Origin of the sequence: Streptomyces sp. x-19 (assembly GCF_046549115.1) — a bacterium.
GTDB classification, from domain to species: domain Bacteria; phylum Actinomycetota; class Actinomycetes; order Streptomycetales; family Streptomycetaceae; genus Streptomyces; species Streptomyces albulus_C.
Window position 1 is genome coordinate 35,309 of sequence record NZ_JAJPWK010000005.1, and the last position, 16,316, is coordinate 51,624.

Genomic DNA, 16,316 nt, shown 5'->3' on the forward strand with positions numbered 1-16,316 from the left:
GTACCCCCGTACCAGCCGCTGCAGTTGAGGGAAGAGTGTCGTGCAGTTCCGTCAACAGGCCCTTTCCAAGCTGCAATCGCCGGAGGAACTGGACCTGCCGGTGCGCTTCGCCCGCCCGCAGGGCTGGCTGGTGCTGACCGTCACCGTCCTCGTCATGATCGCCGCCGCCGTCTGGGCGGTCACCGGCACCGTCTCCGCCACCGTCAGCGCCCCTGGCATCCTCACCCACGGCCACGGCAGTTACGTGCTCCAGAGCCCGGTCGCCGGACAGGTCACCGAGGTCCTCGTCGAGGAGGGCAAACAGGTCACCGCCGGCGCGCCGCTGGTGCGAATACGCACCGCTCAAGGCACCACCACCGTCGTCCGGGCGCTCGCCGCCGGCCGGTTGACCAATCTCGTCGCCACCATCGGCGCGGTCGTCACCACCGGCGCCGACCTCGCCTCGGTGGAACGCACCACCGGCACCCGCGACCCGCTCACCGCCACCCTCTACGTCCCGGTCGAGAACGCCGCCACCCTTCCGGTCGGCGCCCCCGTCGATCTCACCGTCGCCGCCGCCCCCACCCAGCGGTTCGGGGTGCTGCGCGGCCACGTCGCGGCCGTCGGCCGGGCCGCCCAGAGCCGCCAGCGGATCTCCGCGTTCCTCGGCAGCACCCAACTCGGCGAGCAGTTCTCCCGCGCCGGCCAGCCGATCGCGGTGCTGGTCCGGCTCGACCCCGCGCGCACCGCCTCCGGCTACGCCTGGTCCACCTCCGACGGGCCGCCGTTCGCCCTCGACTCGATGACCCAGGCCACCGCCGCCGTCCACCTGGCCGCGCAGCACCCGATCGATTGGCTGCTCTCGTGACCGCCCCCGACGCCTCCGCCGCGCCCCCGCAGCACCTCCCGCCCGCCGGCCGCGGCCGGCACCGGCCCGAGGGCGCCCCGCCCGCCCGCCGCCGCAGACCACCGGCCGCCGCCCCCAAGGCGAAGAAGGCCGTGCGCACCCCCACGGTGCTCCAGATGGAAGCGGTGGAGTGCGGCGCCGCCTCCCTGGCGATGGTCCTGGCCCACTACGGACGGCACATCCCGCTGGAGGAACTGCGGATCGCCTGTGGCGTCTCCCGCGACGGCTCCCGTGCCAGCAACCTCCTCAAGGCCGCCCGCAGTTACGGCCTGTCGGCCAAGGGCATGCAGATGGAACCGGCCGCCCTCGCCGACGTCGCGGCACCGGCCATCCTCTTCTGGGAGTTCAACCACTACGTCGTCTACGACGGCCCGGGCCGCCGCCTCGGCCGCCGCGGCGTCCACATCAACGACCCCGACAAGGGCCGCCGCTTCGTGCCGGTGGAGGACTTCGACACCAGCTTCACCGGCGTGGTGCTGGTCTTCGAACCCACCGAGGCGTTCCGCAAGGGCGGTCGTCGGCCCAACGTGCTCAGCGCCCTGCCGGCCCGACTGCGCGGCACCACCGGGACCCTGCTGGCGGCGCTGCTCGCCAGCCTGCTGCTGGTCGGCGTCGGCGCCGCGCTGCCCGCGCTCAGCCGCACGTACATCGACATGTTCCTGATCGGCAACCAGACCTCGCTGCTGGGGCCGCTGTTCGCCGCGATGACCGCGATGGTGGTGCTCACCGCCGTCCTGACCGGCCTCCAACAGGCCAACCTGCTCCGCGGCCGGATCATCTCCTCCACCCTCAGCAGCGCCCGCTTCCTGCGCCACCTGCTGCGCCTGCCGGTCACCTTCTTCGCCCAGCGCTCGCCCGCCGACCTCGTCCAGCGCCTGCAGTCCAACGACGCGGTCGCCGAGACCCTCGCCCGCGACCTGGCCGCGGCGGCCGTCGACGGCGTGGTCGTCGTCCTCTACGCCGTGCTGCTGTGGACCTACGACCCCCAACTCACCGTCATCGGCGTGCTCATCGCGCTGCTCAACGTCGTCGCCATGCGGATCGTGATCCGGCTGCGCGCCACCCACACCCAGAAGCTGCGCGCCGACACCGCCCGCCTGACCAACACCTCCTACACCGGCCTCCAGCTCATCGAGACGATGAAGGCCACCGGCGGCGAGAACGGCTACTTCCGCCGCTGGGCCGGGCAGCACGCCGCCACCCTGGAGGAACAGCAGCGGCTCGGCGTCCCCAGCGCCTGGCTGGCGGTCGTCGCCCCCACCCTCGCCACCCTCAACAGCGCGCTGATCCTGTGGATCGGCGGCCTGCGCGCCGTCGAAGGCCACATCTCGATCGGCCTGTTGGTCGCCTTCCAGGCCCTGGTGACCCGCTTCACCGCCCCGATCACCCGGCTCAACGGCGTCGCCGGCCGGATCCAGGACTTCGCCGCCGACGTCGCCCGCCTCAAGGACGTCGAGAGCTTCCCCGCCGACGCCCACTACTCCCGCCCGGACGCGGACGCCGGCACCCGCCGCCTCAAGGGGCACGTCACCCTGGAGGACGTCACCTTCGGCTACAGCCCGCTCGACGCCCCGCTGCTGACCGGCTTCTCGCTGGCCGTCGGCCCCGGCCAGCAGGTCGCCCTGGTCGGCGGCTCGGGCAGCGGCAAGTCCACCGTCTCCCGACTGATCTCCGGCCTCTACGCCCCTTGGGAAGGCACCATCCGGATCGACGGACAGCGCCTCGCCGACATCCCGCGCAGCGCGCTGGCCGCCTCGGTCTCCTTCGTCGACCAGGACGTCTTCCTCTTCGAAGGCACCGTCCGGGACAACGTCGCGCTGTGGGACCCCTCCATCCCGGACGACGCGGTGATCGCCGCCCTCCAGGACGCCGCCCTCTACGACGACGTCATAGCCCGCCGCCCCGACGGCATCCACAGCCGCGTCGAGCAGGACGGCCGCAACTTCTCCGGCGGTCAGCGGCAGCGCCTGGAGATCGCCCGGGCGCTGGTCCGGCGCCCCAGCATCCTCGTCCTCGACGAGGTCACCAGCGCCCTGGACGCCGGCACCGAGGCGGTCATCATGGACAACCTGCGGCGCCGGGGGTGTGCCTGCGTCATCATCGCCCACCGGCTGAGCACCGTCCGCGACAGCGACGAGATCGTGGTCCTCGACCACGGCGCGGTCGTCGAACGCGGCCGGCACGCGGAACTGGTCGCCGCCGGGGGCGCCTACGCCGAGCTGGTCAAGGAGCACTGACGTGGCATCCGTACCCCCGTCGCCGGACGCGGCACCCGCCACGGCTCCGGCCGCCGACGCGGTCACCCACGCCCTGGGCGGCCTCGGCACCCCCGTGGACCACACGGGCCTGCGCAACGTCCCCCTCGAAGGCCCGCACGTCCTGTGGCTGGTCACCGGCGGTACCCTCGACCTCTTCGCGGTCGACGCCACCCACGAGGGCCCCTGGCACTTCCTCGGCCGGCTCGAAACCGGCACCCTGCTGCTCGGCCCCGTCGAGGGCGCCCAGCACACCCTCGTCGGCCGCCCCTCCCAGCACTGCGGACTGCGCCGGATCGCGCTGCGGGAACTGCCCCGCCCGGAGCACGGCGGCCACGCCGACCCCGGCGCGCATCCCGGGGCGTACGACTACGCCGACGCCCACGGGGCGCCGGCCGCCAGCCCCCTGGAGCACGCCTTCGCGCTCGGCACCGCCCGCGGACTGGGCGTGCTGTTCGAGGCGCCGCTCGCGGGCCGGCCCACCGACGAGGCGGTCGCCGACGACGACGTGCTGTGGATGCCGGTCCCGCCCGGCAGCGTCCAGTACGGCGCCTCCTACAGCGCCGAGGCCGCCGCCGACCTGCTCGTCGACGGCGCCCTGTGGCAGGGGATGGTCAACCAGCAGTACCGGCTGCTGTCCGCCGTCGACCGCTGGATCGAAGAGCTCGAACGCGCCCACGAGGACCGCGCGGCGGCCGGCATCAAGGCCGGCGAGGCCGTCCGGGAACGCGCCGACCGGGCGCTGCTGGCCTCGATCGGCAAGGACCGCTCCGGACGTGCCGGCGCGGGCCGCGACCGGGCCGGCGACGACCTCACCTTCGCGGTCTGCCGGCAGGTCGCCCAGGCCGCCGGCATCCCGCTCACCGAGCCGCCCAAGGGCGCCGCGACCGGCGACCGGATCAGCCCGGTCGAACGCATCGCCCTGGCCTCCCGGATCCGCACCCGAGCGGTCCGCCTCGACGGCCCCTGGTGGCGCACCGACGTCGGGCCCCTGGTGGGGCACCGCGCCAAGTCCGGCGCGCCGGTGGCCCTGCTGTGGCGGCGCGGCCGGTACGAAGCGGTCAACCCGACGTCCGGGCTGCGGATCCGGATCGGCAAGGACAACGCCGAGGAGTTCGAACCGCGCGCGGTGATGTTCTACCGGCCGCTGCCGGACCGCCGGCTGACGCTGTGGCGGCTGATGCGCTTCAGCCTCCGCGGGAACCGCACGGACCTGCGCAACCTCGCCCTCAGCGGGCTGGTGACGGTCGCCCTCGGCGCCCTCGTCCCGATCGCCACCGGCAAGGTGCTCGGCGTCTTCGTGCCGGCCGCCGCCCGCGGCCCGATCGTCCAGGTCGCGCTCGCCGTGATGATCGCCGGCATCGTCGCGGCCGCCTTCACCCTGTTGCAGAACCTCACCGTGCTGCGCATCGAAGGCCGCATCGAGAGCGTGCTGCAGCCCGCCGTCTGGGACCGGCTGTTGCGCCTGCCCACCTCGTTCTTCGCCGCCCGCTCCACCGGTGAACTGGCCAGCGCCGCGATGGGCATCAGCGCCATCCGCCGGGTGCTGGCCGGGGTCGGGCCGGTCGCCGTGCAGGCCGGCACGGTCGGCGCGGTCAACCTCGCGCTGCTGCTCGTCTACAGCGTCCCGCTGGCGCTCGCCGCGTTCGCCGTGCTGCTCGTCATCGGCGCGGTCTTCCTCGTCCTGGGCCTGTGGGAGCTGCGCTGGCAGCGCCGGCTGATCACGCTCGGCAACAAGCTCAACAACCAGGCGTTCCAGACCCTGCGCGGGCTGCCCAAGCTGAGGGTCGCGGCGGCGGAGTCCTTCGCGTACGCGGCCTGGGCCCGGGAGTTCGCCCGCTCCCGGGAGCTTCAGCAGCAGGCCGGCCGGATCAAGAACCTCACCACCGTCCTCAACGCCGTCTACCTCCCGCTCTGCTCCCTCGCGCTGTTCGTGCTGCTGGCCGGCCCGGCCCGCGGCACCCTGTCCGCCGGCGCCTTCCTGACCTTCAACACCTCGGTGACCATGCTGCTCACCTCGGTCACCCAGCTCACCGGCGCGTTCGTCTCGGCCGCCGCGGCGCTGCCGATGTTCGAGCAGATCAAGCCGGTGCTGGACGAGGCGCCCGAGGTCCGCGGCGGCAGTTCCCAACCCGGTGCGCTGGCCGGCGCCATCGAGGCCCGCAAGCTCTCCTTCCGCTACGGCGAGGACGGCCCGCTGGTCCTCGACGACGTCTCGCTCCAGGTGCGGCCCGGCGAGTTCGTGGCGATCGTGGGACCGAGCGGCTGCGGCAAGTCGACCCTGCTGCGCCTGCTCATCGGCTTCGACCGGCCGACCGCCGGCAGCGTCCTGTACGACGGTCAGGACCTCGCCGCGCTCGACCAGGCCGCCGTCCGCCGGCAGTGCGGCGTGGTCCTGCAGAACGCCCAGCCGCTCACCGGCTCGATCCTCGACTGCATCTGCGGCGCCGAGGCGTTCACCCAGGAAGAGGTGTGGGCGGCGGCCGAGATGGCCGGGTTGGCCGAGGACGTCAAGCGGATGCCGATGGGCCTGCACACCATGATCGCCGGCGGTGGTGCCATCTCCGGGGGCCAGCGGCAGCGGCTGATGATCGCCCAGGCGCTGGTCCGGCGCCCCCGCATCCTCTTCTTCGACGAGGCCACCAGCGCCCTCGACAACGAGACCCAGCGGATCGTCATCGACAGCACCCGCGCGCTCAGCGCCAGCCGGGTGGTCATCGCGCACCGCCTCACCACGGTGCTGGACGCCGACCGGGTCCTCGTCATGGACGAGGGCCGGATCGTCGAACAGGGCGCCCCGGCCGCCCTCCTCGCCGACACCGGCGGCCGGCTGCACGACCTGGTCCGCCGTCAGATGGCCTGACCGGGTCCCGCTCGCCGGCAGCCGGACCGGCCATGGTCGAAATCCCTCGATCCGCCGCATATCGTGCGAGGCACTGGAGAGCGGCGGATGGAGACGAGATGCCCACGGTCAAGCACCTGTTCGATGCGATGCCTCCGGACCGGCGCCGACGACTGACCGAACTCGCCCACGAGGTGTCGCTGCCCCGCGCCACCCGGCTGTTCGAGGAGGGCCGCCGGGCCGACCGGTTCTGGATCATCCGCACCGGCCGGGTCACGCTCGACCAGCGGGTCCCCGGCCGCCGGGCGGCGGTCGTCGAAACCCTCGGCCGGGACGAAGTCCTCGGCTGGTCCTGGCTGTTCCCGCCCTACCTCTGGCACTTCGGCGCGGAGACCGTCGGCCCCGTGGAGGCCCACGAATTCGACGCCACCCTCGTCCGCGCCCTGTGCGAGCACGACCCCATCCTGGGCCGCGCCGTCTACCGGTACGTCGCCGAAACCGTCGCCGAACGCCTGCACGGCACCCGCACCCGCCTGCTCGACCTCTACGGCCCCCAAGGCAGCGGCGCCGGGCCCTGAGCGGCGTCCGGCCGGTTCCCGGGACGACCTGCGGACATCCCGGGAACCGGATGCGGTGCCCGCCCGACCGGGTGATCCCCCGGTACAGCCGCCGGGCCGCCTCGTCGGCCCGCGTCTCGGCCCACAACGTCTTGGAGCGTCGGCGCGTGCTCGGCCTCGACCCGGGCCCGCTTCTCGTCGTACGACAGGTCCCCGTACGCCGCGCGCAGGTCGAAGCCGCCCAGCCGGGCCGCGAGCCCCTCGTCATGGACCAGCGTCCGCAGCGCGTCCCCGTAGGCGTCGAGGGTGGCGTCCGGCACCCGCGCACCCAGGCCGCGGCGGGGCGAAGTGGACGCCGGTCAAACCCAGTTAGTCGGGCCGGACGCCCACCGAGTTCCGACGTCCGGGCGGGACAAACCTCACGCGCCGAACGGCCCCTGATCGCCCGTCCACCCCCGCGTCCACCTGCCACGATGACGCGATGACCACCCCCGTGATCTCCGCTCCGCCACCCGACCGCGTCCGGCACCCCGGGGCCGCGGCGGCCCGGCTCCATCCGATCCGGCGCCTGCTGCCGGCGCGTTCGGTCCTGGGCTTCGTCGCGCTCCTGGCGCTGCTCTTCGCCCTGTCGTACGCCGTCGGCGGCGCCGTCGGGCCGGTCGCCCCCGGCCTGCATCCCGCCGACCGCCCGCGCGGCGGGACCCCCGACGCGCCCGGCGGTGGTTCCGGCGGGATGCCCGGCATGGCGGGGATGAGCGCGCAGGGCGCGCCACCGGCGGTGCCGGCGACCGCGGTCACCTCCGCCGCCGCTGGCCCGGAGACCGTCGTGGCGACGCGGGGGGCACGGCGATGACGCAGCCCGAGCCGGCGCCCCGAGCCGCCGCACCCACCGCCGTGCCGCCCGCCGACCGCACCACCACGCTCGCCATCGGCGGCATGACCTGCGGTGCCTGCGTGGGCCGGGTCGAGCGCACACTCGGCCGGCTGACCGGCGTGAGCGCCTCGGTGAACCTGGCCACCGCGCGGGCCCGGATCGACCACCCCGCGGCGGTCTCCGTGACCGACCTCGTCGCCACCGTGGAGGCCGCCGGCTTCACCGCGCACCTCCCCGAAGCGGCCCCGGCCGCACCCCAACCGGACGAGGCCGGCCCGCCCGCCGCGGCCCCCGCCGCCGGGCCCTCCGCCGCCGCCGAAGAGCCCGCCGACGACCGGCCCGACGCCCGCCCGGAAGACGGGGACGGCGCCGGTGCCGAGCGCCGCCGGCTGCTGCTGACCGCCGCGCTCGCCCTGCCCGTACTGGCCCTGTCGATGGTGCCCGGCTGGCAGTTCCGCAACTGGCAGTGGCTCTGCTTCGTGCTGGCCGCCCCCGTCGCCGTATGGGGCGCGGCGCCCTTCCACGTCCGTGCGCTGCGCGGTCTGCGGCACGGCGCCGCGACCATGGACACCCTGGTGTCCCTCGGGGTCGCCGCGTCGTTCGGCTGGTCCACCTACGCGCTGTTCCTGGGCGGCGCCGGCACGCCCGGCATGACGATGCCGTTCAGCCTGCTGCCCGCGGCCGGCGACGGCACCGCCCACCTCTACCTCGAAGCCGCCGTCGGGGTCCCGCTGTTCGTCCTGGCCGGACGCCGGATGGAGGCCCGGGCCCGGCGCGGCACCGGCGCCGCGCTCCGCTCGCTCGCGGAGCTCGCCGCCAAGGAGGTGTCGGTGCCCGGGCCGGACGGCACCGAACGCCGCATCCCCATCGCCCGGTTGGGGGTCGGCGACCGGTTCCTGGTCCGGCCCGGCGAACGGGTCGCCACCGACGGCACCGTCCGCACCGGCAGTTCGGCCCTGGACCTCTCCCTGATCACCGGTGAGAGCCATCCCGTCGAGGTCGGACCGGGCGCGACGGTGGTCGGCGGCGCGGTCAACTCCGGCGGACTGCTGGAGGTCCGGGCCGACGCGGTGGGCGGCGACACCCAACTCGCCAGGATCACCCGGCTCGTCGAGGACGCCCAGACCGGCAAGACCCGGGCCCAGCGGCTCGCGGACGCGGTGGCCGCGGTCTTCGTGCCGGCGGTGCTGACCATCGCGGTGACCGTCCTGGGGTTCTGGCTCGGCGCCGGCGCGGATCCGCAGGCCGCGGTCACCGCCGCGGTCGCCGTGCTCGTGGTGGCCTGCCCGTGCGCCCTGGGACTGGCGACCCCGACCGCGCTGCTGGCCGCCACCGGCCGCGGCGCCCAGCTCGGCATCCTGGTCAGCGGCCCGCAGGCACTGGAACGCCTGCGCCGCATCGACACCGTCGTCCTCGACAAGACCGGCACCCTCACCACCGGGCGGATGACCGTCCGCGACGTCACGCACCGGACGGACGGGCGCGACCCGGACGAGGTGCTGCGGCTCGCCGCCACCGTGGAGCAGTGCTCCGAGCACCCGGTGGCCCGCGCCGTCCTCGGCCACGTCCGGGACCACCGGCCCGCCGTCCGGCTCGAACCGGCCGCCGCGGTCCGGGACTTCACCGCCACCCCCGGCTTCGGGGTGCGCGGGGCGCTCGACGGGCGCACGGTGACCGTGGTCCGGCCGCCCGACGACCCCACCGGACTCCCGGCGCCGCTGCCGGAGGCGGTCCGCGCCGCCGGGGCCGCCGGCCGCACCGCGGTGCTGGTCACCGTCGACGGCACACCGGAAGCCGTCCTCGCCCTCGGCGACGCGCTCCGCCCCGACGGCTACCGCGCCGTCGACCACCTGCGCCGCCTGGGCGTACGACCGGTGCTGGCCACCGGCGACCGCGCGGCCACCGCACGGGTCGTCGCCCGACAGCTCGCGATCACCGAGGTCCATGCGCAGGCCCGCCCGCACGACAAGGCCGCGCTGGTCACGACCCTTCAGGAACAGGGCGGCCGGGTCGCGGTGGTCGGCGACGGGGTCAACGACGCCGCGGCACTGGCCCTCGCCGACCTCGGTATCGCCATGGGCGGCGGCACCGACGCGGCGATCGGCGCCGCCGACGTCACTCTCGTCCGCGAGGACCTCCAGGCCATCGCCGACGCGGTGCGGCTGGCCCGTCGCACGCTCGGCACCATCCGCGCCAACCTGTTCTGGGCCTTCGGCTACAACCTCGTCACCGTGCCGCTCGCCGCGGTCGGCCTGCTCAATCCGATGCTGGCGGCGGCCGCCATGTCCGCCAGTTCCCTCCTCGTCGTCGGCAACAGCCTGCGGCTGCGCGCCTGGCAGCCGCCGTCCGCCACCCGCGGCACCCGCCGGTCCACCGCCGCATCCCGCCACCGCACCAACGGAACCTGGGAGTCCGCATGACGCGCGCACGTCTCGCCGCCGCTGCGGTGCCGCTCCTCACCTGCCTGGCGACCCTCGGCACGCTCACGGCCTGGACCGCCACCGGCAACGCGGGCACCCCCGCCCGGATCAGCGCCACCGACGGACGGATCCTGATCCCCGCCGGCCACGACGCCACCGCCGCCTTCTTCACCCTCCGCAACACCGGCACGGCCGACGACGTCCTCACCGGCGTCACCGGACCGCCAGGGCACCGCACGATGCTCAGCCGCGACGTCGAGGTCGGCCGCAACGCCCACTCCATGGCCATGGTCGAGGGCGCCACCGTCCCGGCCCGTGCCACGCTGACCATGTCGCCGACCACCCTCGACGTCATGGTCGCGCCGCCGCCCCGGCTCGCCCCCGGCGACCGCCTCACCTTCACCCTCCACTTCCGCGACAGCCCGCCGTTGACCGTCGAGGCCCGCGCGGTTCGTCCCGGCCAGTAGGGGCCGGCGCACCCCGCTCCGCGGCCGGGGCCCCGGGCAGGTCATCGACCCGCCCGGGGCCCCGGCGGCCCGTCGCGCCCGGCCGGTCAGGCCAGGGCGGCGGCGAGCCGACGCGGCGGCCGGTCAACCGGCCCCGGCCTGCGCTGCGCCGCGTCGCACGGAGCCGCGCCGGCCGCCCGCTGCCGACCGACCTTGTCGGCGGGCACCGCGCCCGCGCCCGTGCCCGCACCCGCCGCACCGGACCCGGCGCCGGCCTCCGCCTCGGCCAGCAGGGCGATCAGGGTCTCCCGGGCACGAGCCACCCGCGAACGCACCGTCCCCACCGGACAGCCCATCACCCCGGCCGCCGCCGCGTACGGCAGCCCCAGCAACTGCGTCAGCACGAACGCCTCGCGCCGCTGCGCGCTCAACGCCGCCAACAACTCGGCCAGCGCGATGCCCTCGTCGAAGCCCGGCACCCCGCGCGGCTGGACCCGCTCGGCGGCGGACTGCCAGTCGTCGGTCGCCGACAGCCGCGGCCGCACCGCATGGGTGCGGATCCGGTCCGCCACCACCCGGCGGGCGATCGTCAGCAGCCAGGTCCGCGCCGACGACCGGCCCTCGAACCGCGGCAGCCCGCGCAGCGCCCGCACGTAGGTGTCCTGCACCAGGTCGTCGGCGGCCTGCGCGTCGCCACTGAGGTGCGTCACGTACCGCCGGACGTCGAGCTGGGTGGCCCGTACGAACTGCTCGACGGCCCGTTCGTCGCCGTCCCGGGCGGCCAACGCCCAGCCGGTCACCGTCTCGTCGTCACGCATGCCGGAACCGCCCCTCGCCGGTACGGACCAATTCGGGGAGGATGGGGGCATGCTCTGCTCGCGCATCCGTACGGCACTCTCCGCCCGCCTCGACGGGGAGGCGCTGCCCGCGGGGGTCACCGCCCGCCGGCTCGACGACCACCTCGCGGGCTGTCGGGACTGCCGCCGATGGGACGCCCGCGCGCGGGCGCTGACCGCCGTCCTGGGCGACGCCACCGCATCCGCGCGGGGCGCGTCCGACGGCGACCCGGCGGCCGTCGAGGCACTGCTCGCCCGCCTGCGGCCGGGACGACGGGCGGGCTGAGCCGCCGGGGCGCGCCGGGCGCCCGCCGCGGCCCGCCCGTTGACTGGGAACGGACGCGGGCGGCGGTGCCACCGGCATCCGGACAGGATTCGTCATCTGGAGTCCTCTGGAGTCCTTCGCGTGATCCGGTCGTCGCGCGACGGCGCGGACGACCGGTGACGTCACAGCCGGGGCGCCGGGCACGGGACCGTGGCCCGCCCGCCGTCCTTCCGGCTGGGGAGTTCGACCGTGCTGTCAGACGACAGCCGGCTCACGCGGGGGACCCCGCAAGGACATCGCATGGGCCAGCAGCAGCTGGCGCACCGCGCACCGCGGCTCCTGCCGGGCGGGACGCGGGACCGGGCGGCCGGTGGGCAGCACCGCCCGCAGCACCAGCAGCAGCGGCGCGAACAGCCGGGCGGACACGCTCCGCACGAGCCGGAACGCGGCCCGTTCGCCGCCCCACAGCCACCACGCGCTGAGCAGCGCCACCAACAGGTGCGCGGCGAGCATGCCGCCGGCGCTGCCGTGCATGCCCATGTGCGCCATGCCGGCGTGGGACATGTCCATCGACGCCGTGGGATCCATCGACCCCATCGCACCGCCGGCTCCCATACCGGTCATGGAGTCCATCGAACCGGTGGACCCGGACGTGCCGGGGGGACCCATGGGCGACAGCGCCCGCGCCGCGTCGAGGTCGGCGGGCGACAGCCCCTGGGCACCGCACAGCCAGGTGTTCGCCCACGCACGGGTCAGGGACGCCCGGTCGGGGCCGGCCACCGCCTGTCCCAGGGAGAACGCGCTGTGCAGGGCGGCTTGGGCGCCGACGGTCAGCAGACCCACCACGACGGGGCCGCGTTCGCGTCCGGCCAGGCACCAGGCACCGGCCGCCGTCGCCGCACCGGCGGCGAGCAGCATCCAGCCGGGCACCACGGCGTCCGACATCACCGCGTGCCCGAGCGCAGCCAGGAGCACGCAGACCACCGCGAACACCGCGGCGCGCAGCCCCCTGAGAACGTGCCCCGCATCCATGACAGGCCCCATCGTCGCACCTCGCCCCCGGAACGGGACCGGGAGGGGCGCAAGAGGTGCACGACGGGGCATCGACGCCCCTACTGGGCGGTGTCCTGCGGCCGCGCGGCCTCCGCCGCTTCCGCGGTCGTCTGGAGCGTCTTGAGCAACGCCCGCGGGTTGCCGCCCGGTTTGACCGCCGCTCCGATCCCCTGCCGGAGGGTGTCGCGGACCTTCGGCCAGGTGCTCCGCCCGACGGGATGGAACTCGGCCCGGGGCGTCTGGTCGATGAACGGCCGCAGCGCCCGCTCGGAGGGTTGCGCCCGCAGCGCCTCGGAGCCCGAGACGGTGACCGGCAGCGTTCCCTGCCCGCGCGCGAACTGCGTGGTCGCCCGCTCGCTGTAGAGGAAGTCGAGGAACGCCGCGCACTCCCGGCGGTGGCCGTTCCGCTTGAACGCCATCAACCAGTCGCTGAGCCCGACCGGTGGTGCCGCACCGCCGTCCTTCATCGGGAAGTCGGCGTTGGCGTAGGGCACCTTGGCCCGGTCGGCCGCGCCGAGGAGGACCGGATGGGCCAGCATCATCCCGACCTCGCCCTTCAGGAAGGCGGCGTAGGCGGGGGTGCGGCTGAACGTGGCCGGGTCGTCGCCGGCCAGCCCGGGGGCGACCAACTGCTCCTTGACCCAGAGGAGCGCCTCGGCGTTGGCCTCCTTGGTGAAGTCGTAGCCGGCCTGTCCGCCGTAGCCGCCGCCGGTCCCCAACATCCAGGCCAGCGCCTCGTCCTCCGCCGACTCGGGGCCGAACTGGAGGCCGTAGGGGACGGTGACGCCCACCGCCTTGAGCGCCTGCGCGGCGGAGCGCAGTTCGGCCCAGGACGTCGGCGGTCCGCTCAGGCCCGCCCGGGCGAAGTGGCCGGTGTGGTAGAAGAGCCGCGGGGTGCTGGCGAGGAACGGAATGCCGTACTCGGTGAAGTTGATCTCGCCGGCCCGGGCGAAGGACGTGAGGAAGTCCGCCTGCGCCGAGAGGTCGAACAGGTCGTCGGCGCTGTAGAGCCGCCCGGCCTCGGCGTAGTCGGCGAAGACGTAGGACTGCGCGATGTCCGGTTCCCGGCCCGCCGCGGCCCGTGCGGCGAGCGTCCGGTCGATCTTGTCGATGGGGACGAGTTCCAGATCGATCCGGATGTCGGGGTGTTCCTTCTGGAACGTGCCGATGAACTCGTGCCACCGGTCCACGATCGGGGAGCCCACGGTCGTGCCGTAGCTCGCCGCCATCACCTTGATCCGGCCGGGCTCGCCGGACGCCGTACCGGACCCGCACCCGGCGAGCCCGAGCGCCGCCGCGCCCGTCATGCCGGCCGTACGCGAGAGAAAGACCCGTCGACGCACTGCTGCTGTCACCTCATACCTGCGTTGCGGAGCGTGGACCAGTCCACCGGACGCGTGGCGGCGTCCCCGTGGAGGCGGGCGGCGCCGAGGGCCGGTGGACGGGCCTACCGTACGCGGTGGTTGACACATTGTGTCATGTGGGCATTGTGTGACGGTCAGGCGCATTCGCTCCCGCACTCCCCGCCGGGTCTCCCGCTGCCGTCCCGTCCGCTACCGTCCTGCCCCATGACCGCTCCCGAACCGCACGCCCCGACCGAACCGGACTTCCTGCGCAGCACCCGCGCCGCCTACGACACCGTCGCCGTCGACTACGAACGGCTGTTGCGGACGGCGCTCGCCGGGATGCCGATGGACCGGGCCATGCTCGGCGCCTTCGCCGACCTGGTGCGGGCGGACGGCGCCGGCCGGGTCGCCGACCTCGGGTGCGGTCCCGGTCGGATCACCGGTCACCTGCACGCCCTCGGGTTGGACGTCTTCGGGGTCGACCTGTCGCCCGGGATGGTGACGGTGGCCCGCGCGACGCACCCGGAAATCCGGTTCGAGGAAGGGTCGATGACGGGCCTGGAGCTGGCCGACGGAGGGCTCGCCGGCGTCGTCGCGTGGTACTCGATCATCCACACGCCGCCGGAGCTGCTGCCGGCCGTCTTCGACGAGTTCCACCGTGTCCTCGCCCCGGGCGGCCACCTCCTGCTCGCCTTCAAGGCCGGCGACGCACTCCGGCACCTGGACCACGCCTACGGCCATGACCTCGCGTTGGACGTCTACTGGCTGACCCCGGAGCGGGTCGCCGACCTGGCGGTCGGGGCCGGGTTCGTGGTGGGCACGCGGGTGCTGCGGGAGCCCGAGGGCCGGGAGAACGGCCCGCAGGCGTACCTGCTGGCCCGCAAGCCGGCCGCCTGACGACGCGCGCGGGGCGCGGCGCCGGGGGTGCGGCGCCCGGCCCCGCGAGCCGCTACCCGGCCGGGTACTCGACCGGTTGGATCGCGGCGAGCGACGGCATCTGGACGCACGCCGGGCCGGCGCGCGTCAGGAACCCCCGGCCAGGCCCTCCCAGTGGTCGGCCAGGGACGTCAGCAGGTCCATCACGTCGGCACGTTGGCCGTCGTCGTACGGGGTCAACAGGCGGGCGTCCAGCTGCCGGGCCCGGTCGTGGGCGCCGCGCAGCGTCCGCTCGCCCTCCTCGGTGAGGTACAGCAGTTTGCGCCGGCCGTCGGCGGTGTCGGTGCGGCGCACTATCAGGCCCCGGCTCTCCAGCCGTCGGGCCACGTCCGCCATCGTCGAGGTGTCCAGCGCCACCGCCGAGGCCATCGACCGCTGGTCCCGTCCCGGCGTCGCGTCCACCGCGGTCAGCACCGCGAACTGCGGCCCGGTGAGCGTCGGATCGACCGCGCGCACCCACACGGCCAGGTACGCCTGGTAGAGCCGGCGCACCTGATAGCCGGGGGCCGCCATCAGGGCGGGCGGAATCGTCACCCCGCACTCGGTGGTGCGGGGAGCCGCGGGGGAGCCGGGCGCGGTGGGTGTGGTCTCGTCAGCCATGGGGGCAACTCAATCACGGTGCGCCGCGCCGGTCCCGTGGATGGTCAGCATGTTCACGCCAGCATGGGGCGCAGTGCCGCACGCAGCGCGTCCAGTGCCGCCGGCGGGTTGTCCCAGAAGAGCATGTGGCCGGCGTCCGGGACCGCGGTCACCGTCGCCGACGGCAGCACCGCCCGCGCCTGGGCCGCCCCCGCCGCCGTGACCACCGGACTCTGCGCGCCGTACAGCAGCGCCGTCGGACCGGTGACCGCGGGCCACCAGGCGAAGAAGTCCTCGGACTCGAAACCGCGGTGGGTGGCGGCGACCGCCCGCCGGTCGCAACTGGACAGCCAGCGCGCCCGCAACTCCTGCTCGCGGCGCGGCCAGCGCGGCCACGACCGGGCCACCTCGTCGGCGTCGGTGCCGCGTTCGGCCTCCGCCAACTGCCCCAGGAACGCCGCCAGCGTCGTCGGGTACGGGCCGCGGCCCGGCCCGCTCATCGGCGGATCGGCCAGTACGCTGCCGCCGAGCGCCACCGTGCCGCGCGCCGCGACCACCGCCGCGATCCGCGCCCCCATGGAGTGCCCGAAGAGCAACGGCCGGGTCAGCCCGAGCCCGTCGATCACCGCCTCGGTGTCCTCGGCGTACGACTCCAACCCGTAGCCGCGGCCGTCGTCACCGCCGTCCGCCGGCTCCCTGCCGCAGCCGTCCGACAGCCCGCGCCCGCGCACGTCGACCACCAACGGCCGCACGAGATCGGTGAGTTCGCGGGCGACGAAGTCCATGGTGACGGCCGGACTGGTGATCCCGGGCAGGACGACCAGCGCGGGTCCGTCGCCGCCGTAGTCCAGCACGTGCAGCCGGGTGGCCCCCGAGCGGACCCACCGACTGGTGGCCGGCACGTCGGCCAGGTCCGCGAGGGCGGATTGCCGCACGCACCGGACGGGCGCGGCGGACGGGGAGGACTGCGACATGGTGACACCTTCCTGACGGGGCACGGGGGCACGGGGCACAGGGGCAA

At 75.0% G+C, this 16,316-nt stretch carries 15 protein-coding genes; 9 read left to right on the plus strand and 6 right to left on the minus strand.

Going from position 1 to position 16,316, the window contains the following annotated elements; genetic code table 11:
- The first annotated feature begins 40 nt into the window (after nt 1-40).
- The 4 genes from ACLJT4_RS15180 to ACLJT4_RS15195 all read left to right on the plus strand — a co-directional run bounded on the left by ACLJT4_RS15180 (nt 41) and on the right by ACLJT4_RS15195 (nt 6,561).
- A complete protein-coding gene (locus tag ACLJT4_RS15180; RefSeq protein ID WP_411122848.1) occupies nt 41-847 on the plus strand; it encodes an HlyD family efflux transporter periplasmic adaptor subunit in 807 nt (268 codons plus the stop codon).
- Nucleotides 844-3,123 (plus strand): NHLP family bacteriocin export ABC transporter peptidase/permease/ATPase subunit, encoded by a 2,280-nt coding sequence (locus ACLJT4_RS15185; protein ID WP_411122849.1) that lies wholly within the window; start codon nt 844-846, stop codon nt 3,121-3,123. The genes ACLJT4_RS15180 and ACLJT4_RS15185 overlap by 4 nt, the downstream gene beginning before the upstream one ends.
- Nucleotide 3,124: 1 nt before the next feature.
- On the plus strand, nt 3,125-6,004 hold the full coding sequence (locus ACLJT4_RS15190) for an NHLP bacteriocin export ABC transporter permease/ATPase subunit (protein WP_411122850.1): 2,880 nt from the start codon (nt 3,125-3,127) through the stop codon (nt 6,002-6,004).
- Nucleotides 6,005-6,102: 98 nt separating this feature from the next.
- Complete coding sequence (locus tag ACLJT4_RS15195) at nt 6,103-6,561, plus strand: cyclic nucleotide-binding domain-containing protein (RefSeq protein ID WP_411122851.1); 459 nt, start codon at nt 6,103-6,105, stop codon at nt 6,559-6,561.
- Here ACLJT4_RS15195 and ACLJT4_RS15200 read toward each other — a convergent pair.
- Entirely contained in the window at nt 6,528-6,860 is a 333-nt protein-coding gene (locus ACLJT4_RS15200; RefSeq protein WP_411122852.1) for a hypothetical protein, read from the minus strand. The genes ACLJT4_RS15195 and ACLJT4_RS15200 overlap by 34 nt on opposite strands.
- A gap of 161 nt (nt 6,861-7,021) precedes the next feature.
- On the opposite strand from ACLJT4_RS15200, the gene ACLJT4_RS15205 reads away from it, so the two are divergent.
- The 3 genes from ACLJT4_RS15205 to ACLJT4_RS15215 are packed head-to-tail and all read left to right on the plus strand — an operon-like array spanning nt 7,022 to nt 10,301.
- Complete coding sequence (locus tag ACLJT4_RS15205) at nt 7,022-7,393, plus strand: hypothetical protein (RefSeq protein ID WP_411122853.1); 372 nt, start codon at nt 7,022-7,024, stop codon at nt 7,391-7,393.
- Nucleotides 7,390-9,834: a heavy metal translocating P-type ATPase gene (locus ACLJT4_RS15210; protein WP_411122854.1), complete on the plus strand. Its 2,445-nt coding sequence runs from the start codon at nt 7,390-7,392 to the stop codon at nt 9,832-9,834. The genes ACLJT4_RS15205 and ACLJT4_RS15210 overlap by 4 nt, the downstream gene beginning before the upstream one ends.
- Nucleotides 9,831-10,301: a copper chaperone PCu(A)C gene (locus ACLJT4_RS15215; RefSeq protein WP_411122855.1), complete on the plus strand. Its 471-nt coding sequence runs from the start codon at nt 9,831-9,833 to the stop codon at nt 10,299-10,301. The genes ACLJT4_RS15210 and ACLJT4_RS15215 overlap by 4 nt, the downstream gene beginning before the upstream one ends.
- A gap of 86 nt (nt 10,302-10,387) precedes the next feature.
- Here the strand turns inward: ACLJT4_RS15215 and ACLJT4_RS15220 are convergent, their stop codons facing one another.
- Nucleotides 10,388-11,098: a sigma-70 family RNA polymerase sigma factor gene (locus ACLJT4_RS15220; protein WP_411122856.1), complete on the minus strand. Its 711-nt coding sequence runs from the start codon at nt 11,096-11,098 to the stop codon at nt 10,388-10,390.
- A gap of 49 nt (nt 11,099-11,147) precedes the next feature.
- Here ACLJT4_RS15220 and ACLJT4_RS15225 point away from each other — a divergent pair, with 49 nt between their 5' ends.
- Nucleotides 11,148-11,402 carry a zf-HC2 domain-containing protein gene (locus ACLJT4_RS15225; RefSeq protein WP_411122857.1) on the plus strand — a complete coding sequence of 85 codons (255 nt, stop codon included), beginning with the start codon at nt 11,148-11,150 and terminating at the stop codon, nt 11,400-11,402.
- Between the two features lie 234 nt (nt 11,403-11,636).
- On the opposite strand, the gene ACLJT4_RS15230 is transcribed toward ACLJT4_RS15225, so the two are convergent.
- Together ACLJT4_RS15230 and ACLJT4_RS15235 are read right to left on the minus strand one after the other, a co-directional pair.
- The gene (locus ACLJT4_RS15230; protein WP_411122858.1) at nt 11,637-12,413 is read right to left on the minus strand and encodes a PE-PGRS family protein; all 777 of its coding nucleotides are present in this window, start codon (nt 12,411-12,413) and stop codon (nt 11,637-11,639) included.
- A gap of 80 nt (nt 12,414-12,493) precedes the next feature.
- Nucleotides 12,494-13,789, minus strand: coding sequence for an extracellular solute-binding protein (locus ACLJT4_RS15235; RefSeq protein WP_411122859.1), 1,296 nt, complete (start codon nt 13,787-13,789; stop codon nt 12,494-12,496).
- Between the two features lie 213 nt (nt 13,790-14,002).
- Here ACLJT4_RS15235 and ACLJT4_RS15240 point away from each other — a divergent pair, with 213 nt between their 5' ends.
- Nucleotides 14,003-14,677, plus strand: coding sequence for a class I SAM-dependent DNA methyltransferase (locus tag ACLJT4_RS15240; RefSeq protein WP_411122860.1), 675 nt, complete (start codon nt 14,003-14,005; stop codon nt 14,675-14,677).
- A gap of 126 nt (nt 14,678-14,803) precedes the next feature.
- Here ACLJT4_RS15240 and ACLJT4_RS15245 read toward each other — a convergent pair whose 3' ends face one another.
- Together ACLJT4_RS15245 and ACLJT4_RS15250 are read right to left on the minus strand one after the other, a co-directional pair.
- A complete protein-coding gene (locus ACLJT4_RS15245) occupies nt 14,804-15,316 on the minus strand; it encodes a MarR family winged helix-turn-helix transcriptional regulator (RefSeq protein WP_411122861.1) in 513 nt (170 codons plus the stop codon).
- Nucleotides 15,317-15,369: 53 nt separating this feature from the next.
- Nucleotides 15,370-16,269 carry an alpha/beta fold hydrolase gene (locus tag ACLJT4_RS15250; protein WP_411122862.1) on the minus strand — a complete coding sequence of 300 codons (900 nt, stop codon included), beginning with the start codon at nt 16,267-16,269 and terminating at the stop codon, nt 15,370-15,372.
- Between the last annotated feature and the right edge of the window lie 47 nt (nt 16,270-16,316).

Excerpts from the sequence above, each read along its gene's own strand:
- ACLJT4_RS15225 (WP_411122857.1), top strand. The coding sequence starts at position 11,148 with ATGCTCTGCTCGCGCATCCGTACGGCACTCTCCGCCCGCCTCGACGGG.
- ACLJT4_RS15220 (WP_411122856.1), bottom strand. The coding sequence starts at position 11,098 with ATGCGTGACGACGAGACGGTGACCGGCTGGGCGTTGGCCGCCCGGGAC.
- ACLJT4_RS15245 (WP_411122861.1), bottom strand. The coding sequence starts at position 15,316 with ATGGCTGACGAGACCACACCCACCGCGCCCGGCTCCCCCGCGGCTCCC.
- ACLJT4_RS15205 (WP_411122853.1), top strand. The coding sequence starts at position 7,022 with ATGACCACCCCCGTGATCTCCGCTCCGCCACCCGACCGCGTCCGGCAC.
- ACLJT4_RS15215 (WP_411122855.1), top strand. The coding sequence starts at position 9,831 with ATGACGCGCGCACGTCTCGCCGCCGCTGCGGTGCCGCTCCTCACCTGC.
- ACLJT4_RS15250 (WP_411122862.1), bottom strand. The coding sequence starts at position 16,269 with ATGTCGCAGTCCTCCCCGTCCGCCGCGCCCGTCCGGTGCGTGCGGCAA.
- ACLJT4_RS15240 (WP_411122860.1), top strand. The coding sequence starts at position 14,003 with ATGACCGCTCCCGAACCGCACGCCCCGACCGAACCGGACTTCCTGCGC.
- ACLJT4_RS15210 (WP_411122854.1), top strand. The coding sequence starts at position 7,390 with ATGACGCAGCCCGAGCCGGCGCCCCGAGCCGCCGCACCCACCGCCGTG.
- ACLJT4_RS15230 (WP_411122858.1), bottom strand. The coding sequence starts at position 12,413 with ATGGATGCGGGGCACGTTCTCAGGGGGCTGCGCGCCGCGGTGTTCGCG.
- ACLJT4_RS15195 (WP_411122851.1), top strand. The coding sequence starts at position 6,103 with ATGCCCACGGTCAAGCACCTGTTCGATGCGATGCCTCCGGACCGGCGC.